General features: G+C 39.2%; 22 protein-coding genes. 14 read left to right on the top strand and 8 right to left on the bottom strand.

Annotation, left to right across the window (positions count from 1 at the left end; genetic code table 11):
- Positions 1–136: 136 nt before the first annotated feature.
- From ybgC to pal, 6 genes are all read left to right on the top strand, one after another.
- Entirely contained in the window at positions 137–550 is a 414-nt protein-coding gene (gene ybgC, locus DK207_RS09560) for a tol-pal system-associated acyl-CoA thioesterase (RefSeq protein WP_004640100.1), read from the top strand.
- Positions 551–569: 19 nt separating this feature from the next.
- Positions 570–1,268 carry a protein TolQ gene (gene tolQ, locus DK207_RS09555; protein ID WP_075315144.1) on the top strand — a complete coding sequence of 233 codons (699 nt, stop codon included), beginning with the start codon at positions 570–572 and terminating at the stop codon, positions 1,266–1,268.
- Complete coding sequence (gene tolR, locus DK207_RS09550; RefSeq protein ID WP_004640103.1) at positions 1,268–1,720, top strand: protein TolR; 453 nt, start codon at positions 1,268–1,270, stop codon at positions 1,718–1,720. Before tolQ ends, tolR begins: the two co-directional genes overlap by 1 nt.
- A 3-nt stretch (positions 1,721–1,723) precedes the next feature.
- A complete protein-coding gene (gene tolA, locus DK207_RS09545) occupies positions 1,724–2,980 on the top strand; it encodes a cell envelope integrity protein TolA (protein ID WP_075315142.1) in 1,257 nt (418 codons plus the stop codon).
- 99 nt (positions 2,981–3,079) lie between these two features.
- Entirely contained in the window at positions 3,080–4,363 is a 1,284-nt protein-coding gene (gene tolB, locus DK207_RS09540) for a Tol-Pal system beta propeller repeat protein TolB (protein ID WP_004641814.1), read from the top strand.
- A gap of 22 nt (positions 4,364–4,385) precedes the next feature.
- Positions 4,386–4,949 carry a peptidoglycan-associated lipoprotein Pal gene (gene pal, locus DK207_RS09535; RefSeq protein WP_075315140.1) on the top strand — a complete coding sequence of 188 codons (564 nt, stop codon included), beginning with the start codon at positions 4,386–4,388 and terminating at the stop codon, positions 4,947–4,949.
- Between the two features lie 40 nt (positions 4,950–4,989).
- On the opposite strand, the gene DK207_RS09530 is transcribed toward pal, so the two are convergent.
- On the bottom strand, positions 4,990–5,178 hold the full coding sequence (locus DK207_RS09530) for an NF038105 family protein (RefSeq protein ID WP_004640107.1): 189 nt from the start codon (positions 5,176–5,178) through the stop codon (positions 4,990–4,992).
- A gap of 176 nt (positions 5,179–5,354) precedes the next feature.
- Between DK207_RS09530 and DK207_RS09525 the strand changes: the two genes are divergently transcribed.
- The 5 genes from DK207_RS09525 (at position 5,355) to DK207_RS09500 (ending at position 8,624) form a co-directional block, all read left to right on the top strand.
- Entirely contained in the window at positions 5,355–6,329 is a 975-nt protein-coding gene (locus DK207_RS09525; protein WP_005084499.1) for a class 1 fructose-bisphosphatase, read from the top strand.
- A 53-nt stretch (positions 6,330–6,382) separates the two neighbouring features.
- Complete coding sequence (locus DK207_RS09520; protein ID WP_075315138.1) at positions 6,383–7,159, top strand: TrmH family RNA methyltransferase; 777 nt, start codon at positions 6,383–6,385, stop codon at positions 7,157–7,159.
- 158 nt (positions 7,160–7,317) lie between these two features.
- Entirely contained in the window at positions 7,318–7,929 is a 612-nt protein-coding gene (locus DK207_RS09510) for an RNA polymerase sigma factor (RefSeq protein ID WP_005084495.1), read from the top strand.
- Positions 7,922–8,245, top strand: a complete 324-nt coding sequence (locus DK207_RS09505; RefSeq protein WP_004640114.1) for a hypothetical protein — start codon at positions 7,922–7,924, stop codon at positions 8,243–8,245. The genes DK207_RS09510 and DK207_RS09505 overlap by 8 nt, the downstream gene beginning before the upstream one ends.
- Positions 8,235–8,624, top strand: coding sequence for a DUF3106 domain-containing protein (locus DK207_RS09500; protein ID WP_004640116.1), 390 nt, complete (start codon positions 8,235–8,237; stop codon positions 8,622–8,624). Before DK207_RS09505 ends, DK207_RS09500 begins: the two co-directional genes overlap by 11 nt.
- Before the next feature lie 54 nt (positions 8,625–8,678).
- Here the strand turns inward: DK207_RS09500 and DK207_RS09495 are convergent, their stop codons facing one another.
- The 4 genes from DK207_RS09495 to cxpE all read right to left on the bottom strand — a co-directional run bounded on the left by DK207_RS09495 (position 8,679) and on the right by cxpE (position 15,109).
- A complete protein-coding gene (locus tag DK207_RS09495) occupies positions 8,679–11,186 on the bottom strand; it encodes a CSLREA domain-containing protein (RefSeq protein WP_109440964.1) in 2,508 nt (835 codons plus the stop codon).
- Between the two features lie 14 nt (positions 11,187–11,200).
- Positions 11,201–13,081: a rhombotarget A gene (rbtA, locus tag DK207_RS09490; RefSeq protein ID WP_075315132.1), complete on the bottom strand. Its 1,881-nt coding sequence runs from the start codon at positions 13,079–13,081 to the stop codon at positions 11,201–11,203.
- Between the two features lie 112 nt (positions 13,082–13,193).
- The gene (locus DK207_RS09485; protein ID WP_075315130.1) at positions 13,194–13,892 is read right to left on the bottom strand and encodes a DnaA ATPase domain-containing protein; all 699 of its coding nucleotides are present in this window, start codon (positions 13,890–13,892) and stop codon (positions 13,194–13,196) included.
- A 20-nt stretch (positions 13,893–13,912) separates the two neighbouring features.
- Positions 13,913–15,109 carry a chloramphenicol efflux transporter CxpE gene (gene cxpE / locus DK207_RS09480; protein WP_075315128.1) on the bottom strand — a complete coding sequence of 399 codons (1,197 nt, stop codon included), beginning with the start codon at positions 15,107–15,109 and terminating at the stop codon, positions 13,913–13,915.
- Between the two features lie 133 nt (positions 15,110–15,242).
- Between cxpE and purM the strand changes: the two genes are divergently transcribed.
- Entirely contained in the window at positions 15,243–16,313 is a 1,071-nt protein-coding gene (gene purM / locus DK207_RS09475) for a phosphoribosylformylglycinamidine cyclo-ligase (protein ID WP_005089611.1), read from the top strand.
- The gene (gene purN / locus DK207_RS09470) at positions 16,310–16,939 is read left to right on the top strand and encodes a phosphoribosylglycinamide formyltransferase (protein ID WP_171261745.1); all 630 of its coding nucleotides are present in this window, start codon (positions 16,310–16,312) and stop codon (positions 16,937–16,939) included. The genes purM and purN overlap by 4 nt, the downstream gene beginning before the upstream one ends.
- Before the next feature lie 46 nt (positions 16,940–16,985).
- On the opposite strand, the gene DK207_RS09465 is transcribed toward purN, so the two are convergent.
- Both DK207_RS09465 and sppA read right to left on the bottom strand, forming a co-directional pair.
- A complete protein-coding gene (locus DK207_RS09465; protein ID WP_109440963.1) occupies positions 16,986–17,783 on the bottom strand; it encodes an alpha/beta fold hydrolase in 798 nt (265 codons plus the stop codon).
- A 146-nt stretch (positions 17,784–17,929) separates the two neighbouring features.
- Positions 17,930–18,952 carry a signal peptide peptidase SppA gene (gene sppA / locus DK207_RS09460; protein ID WP_109440962.1) on the bottom strand — a complete coding sequence of 341 codons (1,023 nt, stop codon included), beginning with the start codon at positions 18,950–18,952 and terminating at the stop codon, positions 17,930–17,932.
- Between the two features lie 138 nt (positions 18,953–19,090).
- On the opposite strand from sppA, the gene DK207_RS09455 reads away from it, so the two are divergent.
- Positions 19,091–20,047 (top strand): lysophospholipid acyltransferase family protein, encoded by a 957-nt coding sequence (locus DK207_RS09455; protein ID WP_109440961.1) that lies wholly within the window; start codon positions 19,091–19,093, stop codon positions 20,045–20,047.
- On the opposite strand, the gene DK207_RS09450 is transcribed toward DK207_RS09455, so the two are convergent.
- Positions 20,036–22,474, bottom strand: a complete 2,439-nt coding sequence (locus DK207_RS09450) for a DNA internalization-related competence protein ComEC/Rec2 (protein ID WP_109440960.1) — start codon at positions 22,472–22,474, stop codon at positions 20,036–20,038. The genes DK207_RS09455 and DK207_RS09450 overlap by 12 nt on opposite strands.
- Positions 22,475–22,525: the final 51 nt, after the last annotated feature.

Below are 22,525 nucleotides of genomic sequence, written 5' to 3'. Positions count from 1 at the left end.
TTATCCGAATAAGCTCTTTCACAGGGCTTTATTTTTCCCTTCGTCACCAATATGTTATTTATTACTATTTCCATCGCTAGCTCGAAACCCTATCATTCCACCATCGCCCGAAACATACTGAAATAGGTTAAAGGACATGGCAAATCATTTTGAATTTAATATCCGTGTATATATTGAAGATACAGATGCAGGCGGTATCGTCTACCATGCCAATCATATTCGCTTCATGGAACGAGCGCGTACCGAATGGTTGCGTGCAGCCGGCGTAGATCACTACTGGCATCAACAGGACTACAACTTCGTCGTACACCAAATTCAAGTCAAATATGTACGCCCTATATTAATGGATGATTTGATTACCGTTACAGCGCGTGTTATTTCGTGTAAAGCTGCATCTTTTGTATTGCAACAGAATATATATCGTGGTGAAATCTTGCTGGCTTCTGGTGAGGTTGTGTTGGCATGTCTAAACAAAGAATTGATGCCTCGACGCCTTCCTCAAGAAATTCGTGATCTGATTCAAAAAGAATTAGCACAGGACGAAAAATAAACTTTTGGCACAGTGACTTATGGCAACTAATTTAGAATCTTCAATGCACATTTCTGACCTTATTTTACAAGCAAGCCCTGTTGTACAACTGGTCATGCTGATCTTATTACTTGCCTCAATCTATAGTTGGTATGTGATTGCTAAATTGCATATGAGCTTTAAAAAAACGGGGCAAGATGATGAGCATTTTCAAAAAATGTTCTGGTCTGGTGCTGAGCTAAATACCCTATATAACAATGCCCAATTGAACTCTAAACGTAACGGTTTAGAAGATGTTTTTTATCAAGGTTTATCTGAGTTCTTTAAACTTAAAAAACGCAAAGCTGACACAGCTCAAACCATTGAAGGTACTGAACGTATGTTGCGCGTTGGTTTAAGCCGTGAACAAGGCGGCTTAGAGCAAAACCTAGGCATATTAGCAAGCATTGGTTCTGTCGCTCCATACATTGGTTTATTCGGTACCGTTTGGGGCATCATGAATGCCTTTATTGGTCTTGCTGCAGTTGATCAAGTGACTTTGGCCACTGTTGCCCCAGGAATCGCAGAAGCATTAATTGCAACTGCAATTGGTCTATTTGCTGCGATTCCAGCAGTACTTGCATTTAACCATTTTACAGCGAAAGGTGAAGCTATCTATTCAGATCGTGCTCTTTTTGCGGAAGAAATGGTGGCGCTGTTACAACGTCAATCGATTGGAACGGCTCAGGAAGATGCATAATGGCGATTCAACGATCAGGGCGTTTTGAACGCATCAAAAAGCCGCTCAAAAGCGATATGAATGTCGTTCCTTATATTGACGTCATGCTTGTGCTGTTAGTCATTTTTATGGTTACAGCACCGATGATTACCAGTGGAATCAAGGTTGATTTGCCACAAGCCAATAACAATCCAATTGAGTCAAAAGAGCGACCACCAATCGTTACCCTCGGTAGCAATGGCAATATTTATTTAGAATATAAAGAGCATGATAAAAATCAGGTTCTGTCATTTCAAGAGTTAGAAAGTATTCTAAATGATGCTCAAACCCAAGCCGAGCAAGAAAATAAAACGCTGACCGTTTTGGTAAATGGTGATCAATCACGTCCTTATGGTGATGTGATTGCTCTAATGGCAAGTTTACAAAATGCGGGTCTAACTGAAGTAGGCCTGCTGACTAAGCCGTTAGAATAAACTATGAAAAAATTCCAAAAGCCGCCTTTTAAAGAAAAACAAAATGCGATCGCACTAGCTTTTACGCTAGGTATTCATGCTGTGGCTATTGTTGGCTTGTTGTACTTAGGTATGAGCAAACCTCTTGAGCAACCAAAAAAAGTAAAAACGATTTTGGTCAATCCAGATGACTTACCTCAAACAATCGATTATGAAACCACAGCTGAAAATCAAGCCGAAGAGATTCAAAGCCCTATTGTAGATGAAACGTTGCCACAAAATTTACCAGCAACGCCATCACAGCCGACTGAACAACAGCTTGCAGCTGAAAAACAGAAGGCAGAACAAATCCAACAAGAAAAACTAGCTGCTCAAGAACGTCAAGCCGAGGCAGATGCTAAGCGCAAAGCCGAAGCGGATGCTAAAGCAAAAGCCGAAGCAGATGCCAAAGCAAAAGCTGCCGCAGATGCTAAACGTATAGCTGAAGCAGATGCCAAAGCAAAAGCCGAAGCAGATGCTAAACGCAAAGCCGAAGCAGATGCTAAACGCAAAGCCGAAGCAGATGCCAAAGCAAAAGCTGCCGCAGATGCTAAACGTAGAGCTGAAGCAGATGCCAAAGCAAAAGCCGAAGCAGATGCTAAACGCAAAGCCGAGGCAGATGCTAAGCGCAAAGCCGAAGCAGATGCCAAAGCAAAAGCTGCCGCAGATGCTAAACGTAGAGCTGAAGCAGATGCCAAAGCAAAAGCCGAAGCAGATGCTAAGCGCAAAGCCGAAGCAGATGCCAAAGCAAAAGCCGAGGCAGATGCTAAGCGCAAAGCCGAAGCGGATGCTAAAGCAAAAGCCGAGGCAGATGCTAAGCGCAAAGCCGAAGCGGATGCTAAAGCAAAAGCCGAAGCAGATGCTAAACGCAAAGCCGAGGCAGATGCCAAAGCAAAAGCCGAGGCAGACGCGAAAGCTGCTGCTGCAAAACAGGCGGAACAAGAGGCAGCACAGAAAAGAGCTGAATCTAGACGTATTGCCTCAACAGCTAAACGTGATTTCGAACAGAAAATTTACCGTGCTTGGACTATGCCATTAGGTTCATCAGGCCAAAGAGCTAGTGCCCGGGTAACATTAAGTGATAACGGTGCGGTCTTATCTGTTGTTGTGACAGCAAGTGATCCTGATGTTAAAGCCAGTGTTGAAGCAGCGATACGGGCAGCAGCTCCTTATCCGATGCCAGAAGATCCAGATGCAAGACGTGAAGCTCGAAGTTTTACTTCAAATTTCACAGCAAAATAGTAATAAATGGTTAACGTTACATGCTTGTAATAGCACAAAGCATGTAACTATGTTAAATAATCAACAGCCACAAAAAAACGAGAGCAAGTAATTGTAACTATGGAAAAGACTCGTAAGCATCTCATCGCAATTGCCGTTTTTACTGCAATTAGTACTACTATTCCGATGACAACTTTTGCGCAGCTTCAATTGGAGATTGCAAAAGCACCCGAAAAAGCGCCAAAAATCGCTATTGTCCCATTTACAAATGACAATGCGATCTATCCAATTGTCGAGAGCGATCTGAATCGCTCTGGTCGTTTTACCAGTGCGTCACAGAATTTACCTGCAACTGCCAGTATGAATCAGATTCAGGCAAGTGATTGGCAAAATGCGGGTGTTCCATATGTTGTGGTTGGTCAAAGTAAGGCTATAAATGCCAATACTTTTGAAATCCACTATCAGCTTTACGATGTACAAAAACAACAATACTTACTCAATGAGGTTTTGACTGTCCCTGCTGGTCGTGTACGTCAAGCTGGGCATATGATCAGTGATGCTATCTATCAAGCTCTGACAGGCATCCCCGGTGACTTTAGTGGTCGTATTGCTTATGTACTCCGTAATCAAGCAAATCCCGCACAGCGTTACACCTTACAAATTGCGGACACCGATGGTGAACAACCGAAAACCGTACTTTCATCACGTGATCCTATCCTCTCCCCAACTTGGACGCCTGATGCGAAGAAAATTGCTTATGTTTCGTTTGAAACCAAGCGTCCAGCCATTTATTTGCAAGATCTAGCGACTGGTCAACGTGAAGTACTTGCAAGCTTTAGAGGCTTAAATGGTGCGCCGAGCTTCTCACCTGATGGTCAATCGATGTTATTTACAGCATCGATGCATGGTAATCCTGAAATTTACCAAATGAATTTGAATACACGTCAAGTACAGCGCATGACCAATGATACTGCGATTGATACTGAAGCACGTTATTCGCCAGATGGTAAATCATTTATTTTCACGTCTGATCGCGGTGGTTCTCCACAAATTTATCGCTATACCTTTGCAGATAAATCAGTACGACGGCTCACCTTCCGCGGTGCTTTCAATGCACGTGGGACCTTGAGTGCGGACGGAAAAAGACTCGCTCTAGTACATCGCCCAAGTGGAAGTAGTTATAAAGTTGCACTCCAAGATATTAATACAGGGATTACAAATATCTTAACCCCAACCAGCTTAGATGAATCACCAAGCTTCTCACCAAATGGTCAAATGGTTGTTTATGCAACACGCGAAGGTAATCGTGGCTTGCTTTCAATCATGTCTACTGATGGTCGTTTCCGTATGAATTTACCAAGCGAGCAAGGTGAAGTTCGTGAACCGGCTTGGGCACCAAAATAAATTTACTTGATTGGAGAATCACATGAATATGAAATATCTTAGCCTTCCACTCATTGCTGCAACGCTAGTATTTACTGGTTGTGCAAGCCGTAAACCAGCAACAGACATTAGTGCAGGAAATACACCAACAGGTACGACAGTAAGTACTGAAGGTTTGAGCGAAGATGCAGCCTTAAATGCACAAAACTTAGCTGGTGCATCTGCAAAAGGGGTGACTGCTGCAAATAAAGCATTCTTGGCGAAACGCGTTGTTCATTTTGACTATGACAGCAGTGAGTTATCTAACGAAGACTACCAAACATTACAAGCACATGCGCAGTTCTTAGTTGCAAATGCAAATTCACGTGTAGCTTTGACTGGACATACCGATGAACGCGGTACCCGTGAATACAACATGGCATTAGGCGAGCGTCGTGCAAAAGCAGTTGAAAGCTTCTTAGTAACAAACGGTGTAAATCCTCAGCAGCTTGAAGCAGTTAGCTATGGTAAAGAAGCTCCTGTAAACCCAGGTCACAACGAAGCAGCTTGGAAAGAAAACCGTCGTGTTGAGATCAACTACGAAGCTGTGCCACCTTTATTAAGATAAATAAGTTTAATAAAAAATGCTCACATCATGTGAGCATTTTTTATGTTTGAGATGAGGTATCATCATCGTTAGGTTGCATTGATTCTATCAAGTCATGCTTATTAAACTTTTTATATTCAGGCTTTGCCTCATACTCTTTCCAAGCATCCTTGACACATTCTTTAGAAATTTCATCTAAATTAATTGGCTCACCTGCAGTAGGTGTTGCCTCAAAAGTCTTAGTTGACATTTTCGATCTCCAACGTCCTGTTTAATATCCAATCAACATAGCATGTAATGCCATACTTGTAATCATAAAAGCAACATAAATAAAGTAAGATAATTTTTATTTTATAGCGATCTCATCTAGAATAGGCGCATTCTTTTTTATCCATTTCTGACACAGCTAAATTGGAGCTATTAAAAATGTCAAACCTAACTTTGTCTCAATATTTAGAACAACAAAATGGGAATTTGACTCCAGAATTGGCTCAAGTCATCGCAACAATTGCTGAAACCTGCAAGACTATTGATCAAGCATTACAAAAAGGCGCTTTAGCTGGAATTCTAGGAAGTGCGGGCAATGAAAATGTTCAAGGTGAAACTCAAAAGAAATTAGATGTAATTTCTAACGATTATTTAATCGATGCGTTAAAAGTACACCCTCAAGTCGGTGGGTTAGCATCTGAAGAGTTGGACGATTTTACCCCTGCTCAAGAAAATGGAAAATATTTAGTGTTATTTGATCCACTAGATGGCTCTAGTAACATCGATATTAATATGTGTGTTGGTACGATCTTCTCGATCTTGCCCGCAAAAAATGCAGTAACTCAGTCTGCCGACTTTATGCAAGCTGGTATCGAGCAAGTCGCTGCAGGCTATGTTCTTTATGGTCCATCAACCATGTTGGCGCTTACAGTCGGTGCAGGCGTGGTGTTCTTTACTTTAGATCCAAACTCACAGACATTTTTATTGACCACTGAAAATGTACAAGTGTCAGCGGATACTCAAGAGTTTGCAATCAATGCATCAAATCAACGTCATTGGGAAAATCCTGTAAAGCGTTATATCGATGAGCTATTAGCAGGGAAAACATCAGTACGTGAAAAAGATTTCAACATGCGCTGGGTTGCATGTATGGTAGGTGATATTCATCGTATCTTATGTCGTGGTGGGATTTTCCTTTACCCATATGATTTGAAAGATCCGAAAAAAGCAGGACGTTTACGTCTTATGTATGAAGCCAACCCGATGAGCATGTTAATCGAACAAGCTGGTGGTGCTTCTACAACAGGTCGAGTTCGTATTATGGAAATCCAGCCAACTGAGCTTCATCAGCGTGTACCTGTTATTATTGGTTCTAAAAATGAAGTTCAACGTGTAACGAGCTATCATTCATAACTTAATTACTTCGGGCATCATGTCATCTTGATGCCCCCTCGGATGTTCTTCTTATGGCGGTTATCTTTTTAGAATCAAAAGACAATGCAAAAATTAAACATTTGCGTGGCTTAATTGAACTCAATAGTGCTCGAAAAAAACATCAACAAACCGTTTTAGAAGGTAGTCATCTTTGTATTGCATGGTTGCTACAACAGAAAAAAATATTTTCTTTATTTACAACTGAACAAGCGCTTGCACATACAGATCTACAAAAAGTGATGGAGCTACATCAAGGTCATGTTTTTGTGATTAGCGAAGTACTCTATAAAGATCTAAGCACTCTAGGCACGACGCTTCCCTGCTTAGCCATTATTGATCTACCTAAAACAGCATCAACAATTGACTTTGGTGTTGATACCTTAATTTTGGAAAATATCCAAGACCCTGGAAATGTGGGGACATTATTACGTTCAGCAGCTGCTGCCAATATCAAACAAATCATTTGTACGCAAGGCTCTGCAACACTTTGGTCTCCAAGAGTGCTAAGAGCTGGCATGGGTGCTCATTTTAGTTTGAATTGTTTTGAAAACTTTCAGCTCAATGAAATTCTTCCAAAATTTCAGATCCCTGTTTTTGTCACCAGCTCACATAGATCAACGAGTCTATATTCCAAAGATTTGACCCAACCATGCGTATGGATTTTAGGGAATGAAGGTCAAGGTGCAAGTGAGTATGCACTTGAACATGCTCAAGCTGTAACAATTCCTCAACCGGGGGGACAAGAATCTTTAAACGTTGCAATCGCAGGTTCAATCTGCTTTTTTGAGATGGTCCGTCAACGTCTATAAAACGTTAAATTACATTAAAGCCGATTTTTTTGTTGGAAAAATCAATTACACTACAAAAAATAATTGCTTAAGTTGTCAACGCATCCACCATTTTCAACGTTATATGATTAATGAATTGATAATAATGGTGGGTTTCCATGACAGGATTTTCCATCTCTATGGATTTAGCACCGAAACAGGCTCAAACTGGCAACAGTACTGATACCAGTACTGTTGAACAACGTCTTCGTTTTTTTATGCAAGATGTGACTGGTCGTGCGCTTGTAATGATGGAAAGTGCTACACAAGGGCAACAAGGGATCGCAATGGATTTAGTGCAAGAAGCATTTATTTCTTTGCATAAATCATATGCAGATAAAAGTACTGAAGAATGGTACCCTCTGTTCTATACAATCCTTAATAATAAACTACAAGATTGGAGACGTAAGGAAGCACGCCGCGCAAATCCATTTTCTTTATTTAAAAAAATTAATTTAGATGATGATGAAGAAATTACTGATATCATTGATGAATCTACACCGAATCCATTTGAGTTTCTTGATCAAGAAGTCACAATGGATGAAATTCAAGAAGCCATTCATCAGTTACCAGTTCGCCAACAACAAGCATTTATGCTGAGAGCTTGGGAGGGTTTCGACACGATGACCACTGCTCAAATTATGGACTGTAGTGAAGGTAGTGTAAAAACACACTATCACCGTGCAATTCAGGGGCTCCGAGTTGCTCTCGCGCATTTAAATCCACATACGGGAGGATCATCAAATGAATAAAGATGAGTTCACTAAACAAGTGACTTCCAAACTTGATCAACTTGCAAAAGAACAGCAGCACAATAAGCTCATGGTGATGAATCATGTTTTGGATAGTGTCCAAAAGAAACCAACGTCTTATTACAGCATTTGGAAAATGTCTGGTTTTGCCTTAGCTGCTGCAATTACAGGTATTGTGATTTTACCAAACTCTTTACAATTGACAGATAAACCACAAAACCAAGTTGTGATTAATCCAAAACTATCCCCTCAAATGGTTGAAGATATGGAAATGTTAATGGTCTTGGGCGAGGATAAGGTTCGACATGGCAGCTAAAAGATTAGCACTTGTTGTATGTACAGTCGGCTTATTACAGACGAGTTTTGCTGGCTCAGATCGCTTTTGGCCATTTTCCAAGCCAGTTAAAACAACGACAGAAGAAGCATGGGATGATTTATCCCCAGAAGAGCAACGTGCGCTTATAAAGCGATATCAAACGCTTAAAGAGATTCCTAACGATCAAAGCTCTCAACTGCAACAACGCATGGAGTGGTTTACTCAACTCCCCGATGATGAAAAACAAAAAATGCGTGATGTATGGCAGAGAATGAGCACGCAAGAACGCAGCACCTTACGTAAACGCATGCAAAATGCAAGTTTAGAAGAGCGAGTAAATATTAGAGAAGAATATTTAACTAAATATTCTGAACACTAAATAACTTTTGTTTACTAAAAAATAGCGCCATATGGCGCTATTTTTACATTGATCTTACTTTCTAAAACGGCGATAAGCTAACAAGCCAAGTAGACCAAATAATGATAGAAGTGTTGTACTTCCTCCACCGCTATTCGCATTACGTTTATTATCTGTTGTATTAGCCGTGCTTATCACTCTAACTGTACCCACATTTGAGATCGCAGGCGTTGGAAGTTCATTATCATAAACTTGGTAGTTAAATGAAAAGTTAAATTGGTTAAAAGCATTTGCTTCTTTAATATAAATATTCCCACCGTAACATTTTTCCTGTTGATCTGGCGCAGGACAATTCCCCTCTCGATCAGCAGTAATAATCAAATTACTAGAGACATTTGATAAACGGATAGGTAATTCTATGCCCTCAGCATTACGCCAAAAAGCAGGTTTATTTGGCTTTAACTGAGGACCTGAACCATTTTTACCTGTATCACCATCATCATTTGCAAAATCTAGCAAATTCAATGTCGCAGTTTCACTTTGCTTATATTTCAATGTTACAGAAGTATCTTTGACTACAGGTGCAATATTTACAAAAGCAGCCTGTAATAAACCAGACGATGTCACACTCTTATCTATAGAAGTAATCGTATATTTGCAATACTCTTTATCTCCTGCTTGAGTAATGTGATCATCAATACGATACATTATGATCTGTTGCAGGTCTGCATTCCATTCACAAAACAGATTTTTGTCTGTTTCGTCAATATCCTCAACTGCACCATTAATTTGCCCAACCCCAAGTGCTTCAACCTCTATATCATACTGTTCAGGATTAAAAAACTCTAAGGCATTTGCCTTCCCTGCACCCATCGATACTTCTCTTGGTAAAGGTAAACCAAAGTCACGAAGATCTATATAAACTGCACGATATTTAAGTGCATTTTTTCTCTTTTCAGGGTCTGCAAACACATCCAATATTTTTTTATATTGCTCTACACGGAATTTGTAGTAAGTCACAAAGTCTACATTATTTGGTTTTTTTACCAAATCATCAAAGAGATCATATCCTTTTTGATAGTTCTCTAGCATATTACTGATAGAAGTATTTGTTAAATCGGAAATATCTCCTGCTGTTAATCGCATTAACTCGACAGAGCCAATGTCACAGGTATTTCGAGATGCTGGATCATAATGTAATACTCCATCTGTCACTCGGGCCAAGCCACGTTGATCCATTAAGCTACAAGCGATTACACCGGTATCCACCAAATCTTTTATTTTCTCATCCTCCTTGATTACACCCTTATTATTATTAATTGGATAATATAAAGGCAAGAAAGCAGTATAAGCTGATGCTGGAATCTGGCTACTTAAATATAGAGTTATAGGTTTTCCAGTAATATCAATATTTGTTTCTTTTGTTGTATCTTCACTATAAACCTCATCAGGTAAATCACAACGATTCTTACCTGAACGTGCAAATGCATTATAACTTGCAACTAAACCTACTCTTTTTTCTTCTTTTACATTACCCAATAAATAACGACAAGCATAGGTATTTTCATCACCATTATAACCAATAATATTTAAGTTAAGTCGCTTTGTACCCAGCTTATCGTACAGCAGAGTCGTAAATGCATTATTCTGAACAATGGTATTATTCTCTAATGTTAAACGACTCAAAGTACTTAATACGCTAGAGCTATTACCCGTTGTTGTACCTGCTTCTGCATCCCCTGTAAACTTGATAAGATTTCCATTTGACGAGTTCGCTATATTCTTAGCAATCGTATTAGATTCCAGCACAACTGTTGGCTCCCCAACAAACTCAAACATACTCTTAGAACTAGCTAGACCATTTCCAATTAGGCTACTTGAATTAATTGTAATATTGCGCTGAGTGTAGCCCAAATCATTTTTATCATGCATTGCAAGCACACTTCCAATAGGTGCCTTATTACCCTGAATCAAACTCTTCGATATATACAAACTACTTGCATTGCCAGCGAGGTAAATCGCCCCTCCTGCTTGGCCAGCATTAGATTTTAATATCTGGCTACTTTGCAAAGATACATCACCGCCAGCATAAATCGCTCCGCCAAGACCCGACGTTTGCCCACCTTCTAGAATTAAATTACTCAAGAGTAAACTTTTTTGTGAAAAAGCCGTATTAAAAATACGTGAGTTTTCTGCCTTTATTGTTGTTTGTAATGGAATTTGTGCTGGATACTGGCTAGTTACGTCATTCAATAGCACATTTCGCTCATCCCAATCTACAGGGCTCGCCCCTAAAATAGTAATATCTGTTTGAGGAGTGAGTTCACGCTTTAAAGTATAGGTACCTTTTTCCAGCTGAATTCTTTTTTGCGTACCAGTTGATGTGTCTTTTATTACACATCCACCATAAGGCGCACGTCGTTTAGCTGTTTCCAACGCTTCTCGTAGTGAACATGCCTTTGGATTCTCACCATCTTCATCAGCAAATGTTGTGACTTTAATAGGTTCATTACTTGTAGCCGCAATTAATGACATCGAAGCCAACACCATAGTTGCCAAAACTGCTTTCTTATAATTTTTCATCTCATCATCCTTGATTATGACTTAAAACGACGTAATCCAATTAACCCAAGTAATGCTAAAATCGCACCAAATCCTATACTCCCTCCACCCGTATTTACCGTCTTACTTTTAAAATTATTGTTTGGCTCTTGCACAATATTTGTTAGAATTTCAATATATTGAGTAGAAATATCATTAAAACGAGTTGTTGTGGTCATAATGCGCATTTTAAACATATCAGCTCCATGCCAACTACTAAATGGCACATAAGTGACATTACCATCTTGATCTAATGAAATCGTTCCCTTTGATGGTGTTTGATTCTGTACAATCTCTAAACAACCATAGCGCCATGCTTGTCCATCTGAGCGCTTACCTAATATCTTTTCACATGTCGCAGGGTCAAGTAACTCTCCATCGACTAAACTTTCAGAGATATTAAATTTTGCAATGTCATTGAAAAAAATATCCTGTCCTGCAATTGGAATATTACTACGATCAACGACCAGCTCTATCGCTCCCATATCACACAGTTCAGTATATCCAGTACGGCTTACGCCTCGCTGATCTGTTCTTTCACAATTTGCTAAACTAAAGTTCGTGCCATCACTATAAATACGCCCTTTATTAACAATAAGTGAATCAGACAAACGATTATATGAAGCCAATAAACGTGGCTTGAAAAAACCTAACATCTGATCTTTAGGTGTATTGTATGGGCATAACAAACCATCTGCAGGTGGTGCATCACAGATTCCCAAATCATCCTTTCCAGCAATCAGTTTGTTATTTCCTATCATAAAATTAGGCAAACGGTCGGTCGGATTATGATCGCATTCAACTGTTGTTAAATTACTCTGCACCACAGTTGTATCATTCGTTGTTGTTGTACAGTTTTTATTACCATTTTCAACAATAATACTGTTGGAGATATAAGAACTAGGATACTCCTTAACTTCCTCTTTTGTTTCTCCATCCTCAGTAATCGTTGTTGTTACTTTTCGATTTAATGACTGCAGATACAGCCCAGCTGCGTTTTTGATTACTGTCAAATTATTTAAAATCATACCTTCGCGAATATTAGCGACATGACCACCTTTATTGTGAAAAATCGTACTATTTGTGATTCCCGCATCTCGATTTTGCAAAGCAGTACCAATCGTTTGATCACTTAAACCCGTTTGGACGAATAGTAACGCCCCCTCTGGATTAGATAAACCTTCATTATCCCGAATCACAGAGTGTGAAATCAAATAGCGAGGCATTTCACTGTAAATAACAGCACCTTGGTCAGCTTTATTGTTCTTAAAAATACTGTTTTGAACAACCACTCTTCCTGCTGTCTTTTGCGTATCTGATAGCGTACCTGCGTTATAAATTGCACCGCCTCTAGTTGCATTACCCCCTATTAGACGGGAATATTCAATTCTTAGATCTTCACGATTTAGAATTAAGCCCCCAATGTTGTTTAGTCGCTCTGATGCCCCTTTAAGGTCGAGGTCTTTTAAATTTACAACAACTAATGCATCTTCAACACTACCATCATCGATTTCAAAGATACGATAATTCCCATTTACAGTGATCTTGGCATTATTGAGACCTCTTGTACTATCATTAAAATCAGTACTAGCTTGCGTCGCGATAGTCATTGGAGCAGAGATTTTTAATGTTGAGTTCAGCTTATATTCTTGATCTCGCTTCAATATGATTGTCGAGTTAGAGTCTTTATTACCACATCCGTTGTAGCCATTTTTATATTGATCTTCAGTTCGATTATTTAAAAAGAATATAGCTTCACGTAATGAACAAACGGAATCATTTTTGTCTTCATCCACTAATGTCGTAACAAGAATATCTGCTGAATATGCATGTCCAGTAATCGCAAATAAAGCACAGGCAAGCGTCCGCTTGAGCATACCGTTCTCCTTCTATTTTCATTTTTCTAGGTATTGCAAAAATCCGATTTTGCAACCACATCCTTTGTGCGTACTTTGTCACAGCTCTCGAAATTACTCAAGAAATTTTATGCTATTGGCGATATTCATCAATCAATGCATAAATTTGTTTCAATGTGGTGTTAGATAGCTTGGTTTTTTCACCTTTTAGCATTTTTTCTAATTGAGCCAATGTCTGTAAAAGAATTGAAGCTTGATGAGGACCATTGTGCAATAAGTAGTCCACAATTTGCTGATCAAAATGAATGCCTCGACGTATCATCACAGATTGTAGTAATGCCTGTCGATCAACAAAAGAGCTTCCATTTGGCGCTTTTACGCTCACAGCCTGTGTCAATCTTGATTGCAAATCAGGAAGCTCTAATTTCAATTCAATCGGCGCTACTCGAGATGAGAATACTAATTGCCCCTCATGGTTATTCATCAAATGGAAAACTGCTTTTTGCCAATGAGGCACTCCACTAATTGCATCAATATCATCTAATGCCACTAAATCATAAAACTCTAAAGCAGTAATCGCTTCAATTGGTGCATCTAATAAAGCCAGCAAAGAAACCTTTATGGCTGGACGCCCCAGCTCTAGATATGAATCACAAATCGCTGATAATAAATGGCTTTTTCCTGTTCCAGCACCACCATAAATATACAGACGGCTAACCAACCCTGTATGTAGTTGTCTCACTGCATCAACTACAGGTCCCCAACCCGGCCCCGAAAAATCACTAATTCGGGCATCCAGTTGTGGTTCAATATCCAGTTGTAATTGACGCATAGAGTTAATTTGTTCCCCGCTTACTTGGAGTCATCTTTTAGATTAGAAGTCTCTGTATCTTGAGAGTTTTTTATTTCAAGATCAAGCTCTACTTGATCGGTTTCAACACTGACATGTTGTGGCGTACTTTCAACGACAACCATTTCTTGGGGGATTCCATAGAATCTGCTTTTTTCATAATTGTCTCGAGCATGTCTGAGTAATACAACAATCACCGCTGCAACAGGCAATGCGATCAACATTCCAAGAAAACCTGCGAGTTGCGCACCAGCTAAAACAGCAAATACTACCGCAACTGGAGACAAACCAATTTTATCTCCGAGTAGGAAAGGTTGAAGAATATAGCCTTCCACCATTTGCCCAACAAGAAAAACAGCTCCAACCAAAAGCAGTTGTGTCCAATCTAGTCCAAACTGAAATAAAGTTGCTATAACTGCAGCAATAATCCCAACGGCAAAACCAAGATATGGAATGATACTTGCCAGACCTGCGACCATCCCTATAATCAGCCCCACTTCTAAGCCAATAAGTTGCAGTCCTACAGCATAGATCACCCCTAATAAAAGCATCACTAAAAACTGACCTTTTACAAACGCACCTAATACACTATGGCATTCGCGGATAATTTTTAAAGTAGATGCTTCATATGGACGTGGAATCAAGCGACGTAAACTTTGCAGCATTCTTTCCCAATCCAAAAGGAAATAGAAAGAAATAATCGGGATCAAAATAATAATCCCACCAATTTGGATAAAATTTAGACCTGATTGTGCAAGACGTAGAGCAAAGGTTTGAATGCTATCTGAGCTATAATTTGTTTGTACATATTCCATCACGACTTTTGAGATTTGATCAGTGTCAATTTCCATTGGAACCAAATCAAAAGTTTCAGACATCCAAGGTAGAAACGTTGCATTTACCCAATGAATACCTGCTGGAATGCTATCCCGAGCATAAATCAATTGTTTCCATACAAGAGGAGCCAGGAACCATAAAACAACGGTTAGTGTCACACCAATACCGATAAATACCACACTAATCGCTAACCAACGTGGTAGCTTGATCTTCACTAAGACGTCAACCAGTGGACTAAAAAAATATGCAATCAAAAACGCACCAACAAACGGGATCACAATCGGCTTGAGTAGATAAAGCACCCAAAGCAATAATGCGATCCCAGCGAGGATAAAGATACGGCGGAGTACCAGATCTTGCATAAAATTTAACCTTTGTTCGTGTAATCGTTATAAATGGAAAAAATTTTTAATAAAGATAGCATTTTCGAGCATAAATAACATAAGAGTTTCGTATATTCAGGTTATAATCTGCCGCCAATGCGGAGACTTCACTATGAGCAACTCAACTTCTACCCCAAATACTGGTTTAAGCTACAAAGATGCGGGCGTCGACATTGAAGCGGGCGACGCACTGGTCGATCGTATCAAATCTGTCGCAAAACGCACCACTCGTCCTGAAGTCATGGGCGGTCTTGGTGGTTTTGGCGCACTATGCAAAATTCCAAAAGGTTATGAAGAGCCTGTATTGGTTTCAGGAACTGACGGCGTAGGTACAAAATTACGCTTAGCCCTCAATCTCAATCGTCATGACACAATTGGACAAGATCTTGTCGCAATGTGTGTAAACGATTTACTGGTTTGTGGTGCAGAACCTTTATTCTTCTTAGATTACTATGCAACTGGACATTTGAATGTAGATGTTGCAGCAAACGTTGTAACGGGTATCGGTAAAGGTTGTGAGCTTGCTGGTTGCGCACTGGTCGGTGGTGAAACTGCTGAAATGCCGGGTATGTATGAAGGTGAAGATTACGACCTTGCTGGTTTCGCAGTAGGTGTCGTTGAACAAAGTAAGATCATTGACGGCACTAAAGTCAAAGCCGGTGATGTTTTGATCGGTGTAGCATCAAGTGGTGCTCACTCAAATGGTTATTCATTACTACGCAAAATTTTAGATGTTAAGAATGTAGATTTAACTCAAATCGTTGATGGTCGCCCACTCGCTGATGTTGCAATGGAACCAACGCGCATTTATGTAAAACCTGTTTTAGAACTGTGCAAACAAGTTGACGTGCATGCAATGGCACATATCACAGGTGGTGGTTTACCAGGTAACCTTCCTCGCGTTCTTCCTAATGGCGCACAAGCTGTCATTGATGAATCAAGCTGGGAATGGTCTGAGTTATTCCAATTACTACAACGCGAAGGCAATGTAGAACGCTTCGAAATGTATCGCACATTTAACTGTGGCGTTGGTATGGTCATTGCGGTTGATCCTAGTGAAGCAGATAAAGCAATTGAAGTCTTAAATGCACAAGGTGAAAAAGCTTGGAAGATTGGTCATATCCAAGAAAATGCTGAATCTGTTGAAGGCGCTGACGAAAAAATTCGTGTGATCTTTGCATAATGAGAATTGCGGTCCTTGTCTCTGGCAACGGTAGCAACCTACAAGCCCTGATAGATACTAATCTGTCAGGGCAAATCATTGGTGTCTTATCCAACAAAGCTGATGCTTATGCATTACAACGTGCCGAAGATGCCAATATTGCAACCGCAGTCATTTCACATAAAGACTTTCCAACTAGAGAAAGCTTTGATGAAGCTATGCATCAACAATTGATCGCATGGCAAGTTGATTTAGTCATACTTGCAGGTTTTATGCGGATTTTAACACCAAACTTTGTCAGTAAATGGCAAGGTAAAATGTTAAATATCCACCCTTCTCTGCTGCCTTTCTATAAAGGTGTTAATACACATCAACGTGTGTTAAATACTGGAGATCGCTTGCATGGTTGTACGGTTCATTTTGTAACAGCAGAATTAGATGCTGGTCAAAGCATTGCACAATCTGCAATTCAAGTCAGTCTAAATGACACGGTAGAAAGCTTAGCGCAACGGGTACACCAACTTGAGCATTTCATTTACCCTCAAGTTGTACAATGGTTTTGTACGGGTCAGTTAACTTGGAAAAATGGTCAAGCCTACTTCAATCAAAAACCATTAACTCAACCCATTCAGTTTGCACAATGGTGATTTAACCATAACCAGCAAATTCCGATTTGCTGGTTAATGCTGTCCATTATCTCTTAACAATTAAGCTTTTGACCTTATCTACCGTTTCCAATGGATGTTCTAAGGGGAACATATGACCACCCTCGACAACTGAAAAAGGAATACCTAATTTCTTTTGTGCAACTTGAGGAAATTTTTCTTTTAAGAAAACACTGTCACGACCAACCACTAAATGGACTGGAACGGGCGGTTTTGGCATCGGCAACCACCACATCGAAGGTGTAGTTCTAAATAATCCAACTTCATCCGCTTTGGGAATCGTCAATGTCACCCCACCTCTTTGCGGATCATTGGTTAATGCATAGTCAATATACGCTTGAAAACAGTCAGGATCAAAATGTTGGTAGAAACCTCTTGAACCAAGCAATTCGGCAGCTTGTTCACGTGACTCCCAATGATCTCGACGGCGAGCCGATAGACCTGCTGGAGTGATCTTGTCGACTAGTTTAGGCTTAAAAATTTTAGCCAGATGAAAAACAAAAGAAGCCTTACCAATAATTAAAGGTGGATCCAGCATAATCACTTGAGAAAATAACTCAGGACGACGATAAGCTGCCATCAATGTCAGCACCGAACCTAAAGAATGTCCTAAACCAATCACCTGTCGCCCTTGTGCTTGTTGCACAACACTATCAATTACTTGGTCTACCAAATGTGACCAGCCATCTGTTATTGGATAACGCTTATCTGTTCCAATCTCAGCAACATAAATAATGTCGTAGTGATCTTTCAATTGCTGAAAAAGTTTTTGATAAACTTTAGAGGGAACACCATTGGCATGGGCAAAATGAATAATAGGTTTCATGACAGTCTTTTAAAGTTTACTGAGATATAAATTATCTTCCACTTAAACAGTCTAGCAACTGAAAAGGAAGAACTGAGTAGTTATTTTTTATAAAATTCAGGGCTGCAAATAATTACATCCCTGAATTTAAAACATTTTTAAATAAATTATTGTATTTTTGCGTTTTGTTGAGTCTGTAGTTGATCTGCGAGTGAACTACTAATTCCCTCACCAATCTTTGCACCCATGCGCCCTAAAATAGACTCGAATGGATTGCGCTGAACAGTATAATCAACTTTTTGGCTCACATTGAGATCACGCATTAATGTCGTCATACTACCGTTACGGTCTGCAACACCTAAAGCAACTGCCTGTTCACCTGTCCAAAATAGACCTGAAAAAATCGCAGGATCATTTGATTTCAAACGCTTGCCACGCCCTTCTTTAACTGCATTAATAAAATGAGCATGCACATTGTCCAGTACAGATTGCACATGTTGTTTTTGGGCTGGATCGAGAGGTTTAGTCATACTCAAAATATCTTTATTGCTACCTGAAGTTAAGGTACGGTCCTCTATTCCAAGTTTTTGAGCCAACCCACTCAAGCCATAATTTGGCATAATGACACCGATTGATCCCACTAAACTCGATGGATTTACAATGATCTCATCTGCTGCTGAAGCAATATAATAAGCACCCGATGCGCCCATATCACCAATCACAGCATAAACCTTTTTATCAGGATGTTGCTTCTTCAGGTAACGGATTTCTTGCCAAATTTCGTCAGATTGGACAGGAGAGCCACCTGGAGAGTTGATATTTAATGCAACCGCTTTGCTGCCGCTTGACTCAAATGCACGTTTAAGCGCCTTATTTGTATCTTCACTATTAACAGTAGATGCACCACTAGAAGAATCGATTGTTCCAATAATATCGACTACAGCCAAATGATCGCTTGTGATATTCGTGGTTGTTTTCGTCGAAGATGTTGAACATCCCTTACCCATTGCAATCAACACGAAAAGTAAGTATGCAAAACCTAGGAATTTAAAAAAGATACTCCAACGTCGACTACGACGCTGCTCTTCGACAGAAGCCAACACAGCCTTTTCTAAAATCTGCCATTCTTTGCCTGTCACATTATTAGGATTTGTTGGTTCATTTTGTGGTTTTGGTGGCCAATCGGACATAAGACTCCAATCCAATATATTTTAAAGTGGCTTTATTATATACGCTGATCTGGGCAAAACTGTTTAAATAACTTATCTTAACTTATAATTATTTTTTACCTTATAATTTCCCTTTGTAATTTTTCACATTTTAAATTCATGACTCAATCAAAATCTAGCAACACCAGTTACCGTCTAATCAAACTTTTGAGTCGTCAACCGATTCAATTAGGACGTTTCTTTGCGCGTATGCTTGCTGGATTACTCACGAGTTTACAACTTTCCAAGCTATCGAAAATTATTGGGTTGAATATACAAATTGCATTTCCTGAGATGGATCAACAACAAAGACAACAGTTGACCAGAAAAGCAATTCAAAATGAATTAACTTCATACTTTGAGTTTTTAAGCATTTGGGGAGCTTCCAATCAGAAAAATATTCAACGCATTCAAAATGTTTATGGTGAGCAATATTTACATGAGGCGTTGGCTGAAAAAAAAGGGGTTGTGCTCGTGGTACCCCATTTTGGCACATGGGAAGTGATGAATGCTTGGCTTTCTCAATACACACAAATGACGATTCTCTACAAACCTGTTAAAAATCCTGATGCAGATCGTTTTGTGAGAGAAGCACGTAGTCGTGAACAGGCTCATCTTGTCCCAACTGATGAAAGTGGTGTCCGCCAGATATTTAAAGCATTAAAACAAGGTGGTACAACTGCAATCCTGCCCGACCACACGCCTGATCATGGCGGAGAGATGATCAATTATTTTGGCATTCCCCTCGCCTCAAGTAGTTTGAGTGCAAAATTAATTCAAAAAACGAAAGCAAAGGCACTACTCATTTATACCATGCGAAACGAACAAGCTGGCTTTGACATGTTTATCGAACCCATTAATCCTCAAATTTACCAAGGTAGTGCCGAAGACGGAACATTGATTATCCATCAAACTTTGGAACAATTAATCAAACGCCACCCTGAACATTATCACTGGAGTTATAAACGTTTTAGTGCAAACAAAGAATTAAAAAGAATTTATGATATAGATGAAAATGAAGCTTTAATAAAAGTGGCAGAAGTTCGTCATTCAACTCAACAAGCATCAATTACTTAGGCTATTTTTGGATAACCATTTTCTTTGCTGTCGATGTTGTAGCAGCACCCCATCCTGATTATTAATCATAAAACTGATCGTGCCTGTATCAGCGGTATTTAATATGGGAATATTTAAGTGCTGCAATCGATTTAAGACCTGCTGGCTGGGATGACCGTAACGATTATTAAACCCCGCCGAAGCAATTGTAAGTTGGGGCTTGAGGGTTTCCAAAAATTCGTAAGCAGAGCTATGCTTACTCCCATGATGACCAAGAATTAACACATCCACTTTTAAATCTGGATATTGTTGTAGCAATTTATATTCCGTTTCCCATCCTGCATCCCCCATAATCAAAAAGTTCTGATAAGGCTGAGCATCTAAAAATTGCACATAGAGCACACAAGAATATTCATTTTTCTGATCTTTCGCATAGCTCAATTCGTGGGGTTGGGGAAATAAAATTTGGATGGTCATATTGGGAAATGACCATTTTTGCCCTTGGTGGCAAAATGAAAAATTTTCTTTAAATTGCATTTTTTCATGCTTTTCATTTGATTGAACCAGATCAATTTCAAAACGATTTTGAATCGACGTAAATGCCCCACTATGGTCTTGATCCAAATGTGTTAATACTACATGTTCAAGTCGCCGAATTCCCTGTTGACGTAGAAAAGGAATAACCACTCGCTCCCCCATACTGAATTTAGCTTCATCAAATGATCCACCAGTATCAATCAAGATATTACCTCTTGAATGTTGTACTAGGATTGCTTGTCCTTGACCAACATCCAATATATGCAATGCCTCTGATTGAGCTTTTACACCCCATAATATCGGTAGAAAACAAACCCCCGCCCAAAATTTTGGAATAACACCTCTAGGCAAAAACAAAAGAAACATACCAAGGATTACACTTAACATCATCCAAGGAGTAAAACTTATCCCATACAAATGAGGGGAAATCGATTGGAGTACATTTAGAATCAGCATTAAAAAAGACAAAAGCACATCGTTCATTTGAAATAACCATTGCCCCAATATAGGAATGATTAACCAAATACATGCCGCAAGAATATCTAAAGGGACAATACAAACACTTAACAAGGGAATTGCAATAAGATTGGTTAAGGGCGCGAACCATGAAACTTGCTGAAAGAAAATTAAAACCAAAGGCAATAAAGCGACAAATATTTTCCATTGCGATTCAATCAGAAGGTGTCCACCCCAGATAAATTTTTGCTTGAATGTTAAATTTACATTTTGTGGTAACTGTAGAATGGTTTGATAAATTCTTAGCAGAATAAAACAAGCACCATAAGATAACCAAAACGCAGCAGATAAAATGCTAAATGGATCTAAAACTAATAATAAGCTCGCACTGTAAACCAACACACTAAATGCTTGAATCGACTGTCTCAAGCACATAAAAATACTTACAATACTGACGGTTAGTAAGGTCCTCATTGCTGGAATCTCAAAACCAACAAATGCCACATATAGCAAAACACTAAATATGAAAGGAATTAATAACAATAATTGTCGAGGATATTTCAAATAAATGTTTGGACAGTAGTGTTGAATCAATTTTTGTAATAACCACGTCAGCATCAATGCAAATACCAACACATGTGGTCCAGAAATTGCCAATAGATGAGAAATTCCAAGTTGTTGAAATTGTTGTTTTACATCATCAGATAACAGGCTTTCATCGCCAGTGAGTAAAGCCAATAACAAACCTTTGTGTTGAAATGTTGAAGCCTGTAGCATTTGTCGAAAAGCGAGACGCTTTTTTTCAACAGCTAATAAACATTTAGCCCAGTAAGATTGTTGTTGCTGCAAATGACGATAATACCCAAGATCATACAGCTCATCTTCATGGATGGGCTGGATATTTCTCACAGAAAATCCTGACTGCACATTTTGTTGTAAAAACCATTTTTCCAGATCGAATGCACCAGGAACAGCATAACTATGGGCAGGTCGTATCTGACCAGATATACGATAATAATGTCCCAATTTAAATTCTGGTGTTACCTTAGCTGCATCCTTCTCTTTGCTTAAATGAAGAAACCAATCCACACTTTGCACATGTCGATTTAAAACCTCGGCAATCTGTTTCTCACCATTTTCATTGAGTTCACTGATCTTTTTCACATAGACAATGGCTTCAAATGGTTCAATACTTTGCTCTTTAAAAATAAGTCGTTGTTGTAATTGAATATCAGCGTAATGATAGCCTGCGCAAAATAATGCCCAAGTCGTGCTGATTAAAAGCAAGGCTTTGTAAGCAGGATGATGAAAATACTGTTTTTTCCAATAAAATCCAAAACCAAAGATTGCAATCGCAATAATCAACCAAAACCACCATGTGGTTGTAATAATAGGAATATTAATTCCCATGAGTGCGACGCCCGCTACCCACCCCAATAAAATAATTTTTAACATCAATGATAAGTTTAATTTTGTTTTTCTATGGGCAAAATTAAAGCCCTTTTT

Source organism: Acinetobacter haemolyticus, from assembly GCF_900406815.1.
In the GTDB taxonomy this organism is placed as follows: Bacteria; Pseudomonadota; Gammaproteobacteria; order Pseudomonadales; family Moraxellaceae; genus Acinetobacter; species Acinetobacter haemolyticus_A.
The sequence above is the reverse complement of the archived record's forward strand: the minus strand, read 5'-3'. Positions and strand labels throughout refer to the sequence as shown.

Excerpts from the sequence above, each read along its gene's own strand:
- ybgC (WP_004640100.1), top strand. The coding sequence starts at position 137 with ATGGCAAATCATTTTGAATTTAATATCCGTGTATATATTGAAGATACA.
- tolQ (WP_075315144.1), top strand. The coding sequence starts at position 570 with ATGGCAACTAATTTAGAATCTTCAATGCACATTTCTGACCTTATTTTA.
- tolR (WP_004640103.1), top strand. The coding sequence starts at position 1,268 with ATGGCGATTCAACGATCAGGGCGTTTTGAACGCATCAAAAAGCCGCTC.
- tolA (WP_075315142.1), top strand. The coding sequence starts at position 1,724 with ATGAAAAAATTCCAAAAGCCGCCTTTTAAAGAAAAACAAAATGCGATC.
- tolB (WP_004641814.1), top strand. The coding sequence starts at position 3,080 with ATGGAAAAGACTCGTAAGCATCTCATCGCAATTGCCGTTTTTACTGCA.
- pal (WP_075315140.1), top strand. The coding sequence starts at position 4,386 with ATGAATATGAAATATCTTAGCCTTCCACTCATTGCTGCAACGCTAGTA.
- DK207_RS09530 (WP_004640107.1), bottom strand. The coding sequence starts at position 5,178 with ATGTCAACTAAGACTTTTGAGGCAACACCTACTGCAGGTGAGCCAATT.
- DK207_RS09525 (WP_005084499.1), top strand. The coding sequence starts at position 5,355 with ATGTCAAACCTAACTTTGTCTCAATATTTAGAACAACAAAATGGGAAT.
- DK207_RS09520 (WP_075315138.1), top strand. The coding sequence starts at position 6,383 with ATGGCGGTTATCTTTTTAGAATCAAAAGACAATGCAAAAATTAAACAT.
- DK207_RS09510 (WP_005084495.1), top strand. The coding sequence starts at position 7,318 with ATGGATTTAGCACCGAAACAGGCTCAAACTGGCAACAGTACTGATACC.
- DK207_RS09505 (WP_004640114.1), top strand. The coding sequence starts at position 7,922 with ATGAATAAAGATGAGTTCACTAAACAAGTGACTTCCAAACTTGATCAA.
- DK207_RS09500 (WP_004640116.1), top strand. The coding sequence starts at position 8,235 with ATGGCAGCTAAAAGATTAGCACTTGTTGTATGTACAGTCGGCTTATTA.
- DK207_RS09495 (WP_109440964.1), bottom strand. The coding sequence starts at position 11,186 with ATGAAAAATTATAAGAAAGCAGTTTTGGCAACTATGGTGTTGGCTTCG.
- rbtA (WP_075315132.1), bottom strand. The coding sequence starts at position 13,081 with ATGCTCAAGCGGACGCTTGCCTGTGCTTTATTTGCGATTACTGGACAT.
- DK207_RS09485 (WP_075315130.1), bottom strand. The coding sequence starts at position 13,892 with ATGCGTCAATTACAACTGGATATTGAACCACAACTGGATGCCCGAATT.
- cxpE (WP_075315128.1), bottom strand. The coding sequence starts at position 15,109 with ATGCAAGATCTGGTACTCCGCCGTATCTTTATCCTCGCTGGGATCGCA.
- purM (WP_005089611.1), top strand. The coding sequence starts at position 15,243 with ATGAGCAACTCAACTTCTACCCCAAATACTGGTTTAAGCTACAAAGAT.
- DK207_RS09465 (WP_109440963.1), bottom strand. The coding sequence starts at position 17,783 with ATGAAACCTATTATTCATTTTGCCCATGCCAATGGTGTTCCCTCTAAA.
- sppA (WP_109440962.1), bottom strand. The coding sequence starts at position 18,952 with ATGTCCGATTGGCCACCAAAACCACAAAATGAACCAACAAATCCTAAT.
- DK207_RS09455 (WP_109440961.1), top strand. The coding sequence starts at position 19,091 with ATGACTCAATCAAAATCTAGCAACACCAGTTACCGTCTAATCAAACTT.
- DK207_RS09450 (WP_109440960.1), bottom strand. The coding sequence starts at position 22,474 with ATGTTAAAAATTATTTTATTGGGGTGGGTAGCGGGCGTCGCACTCATG.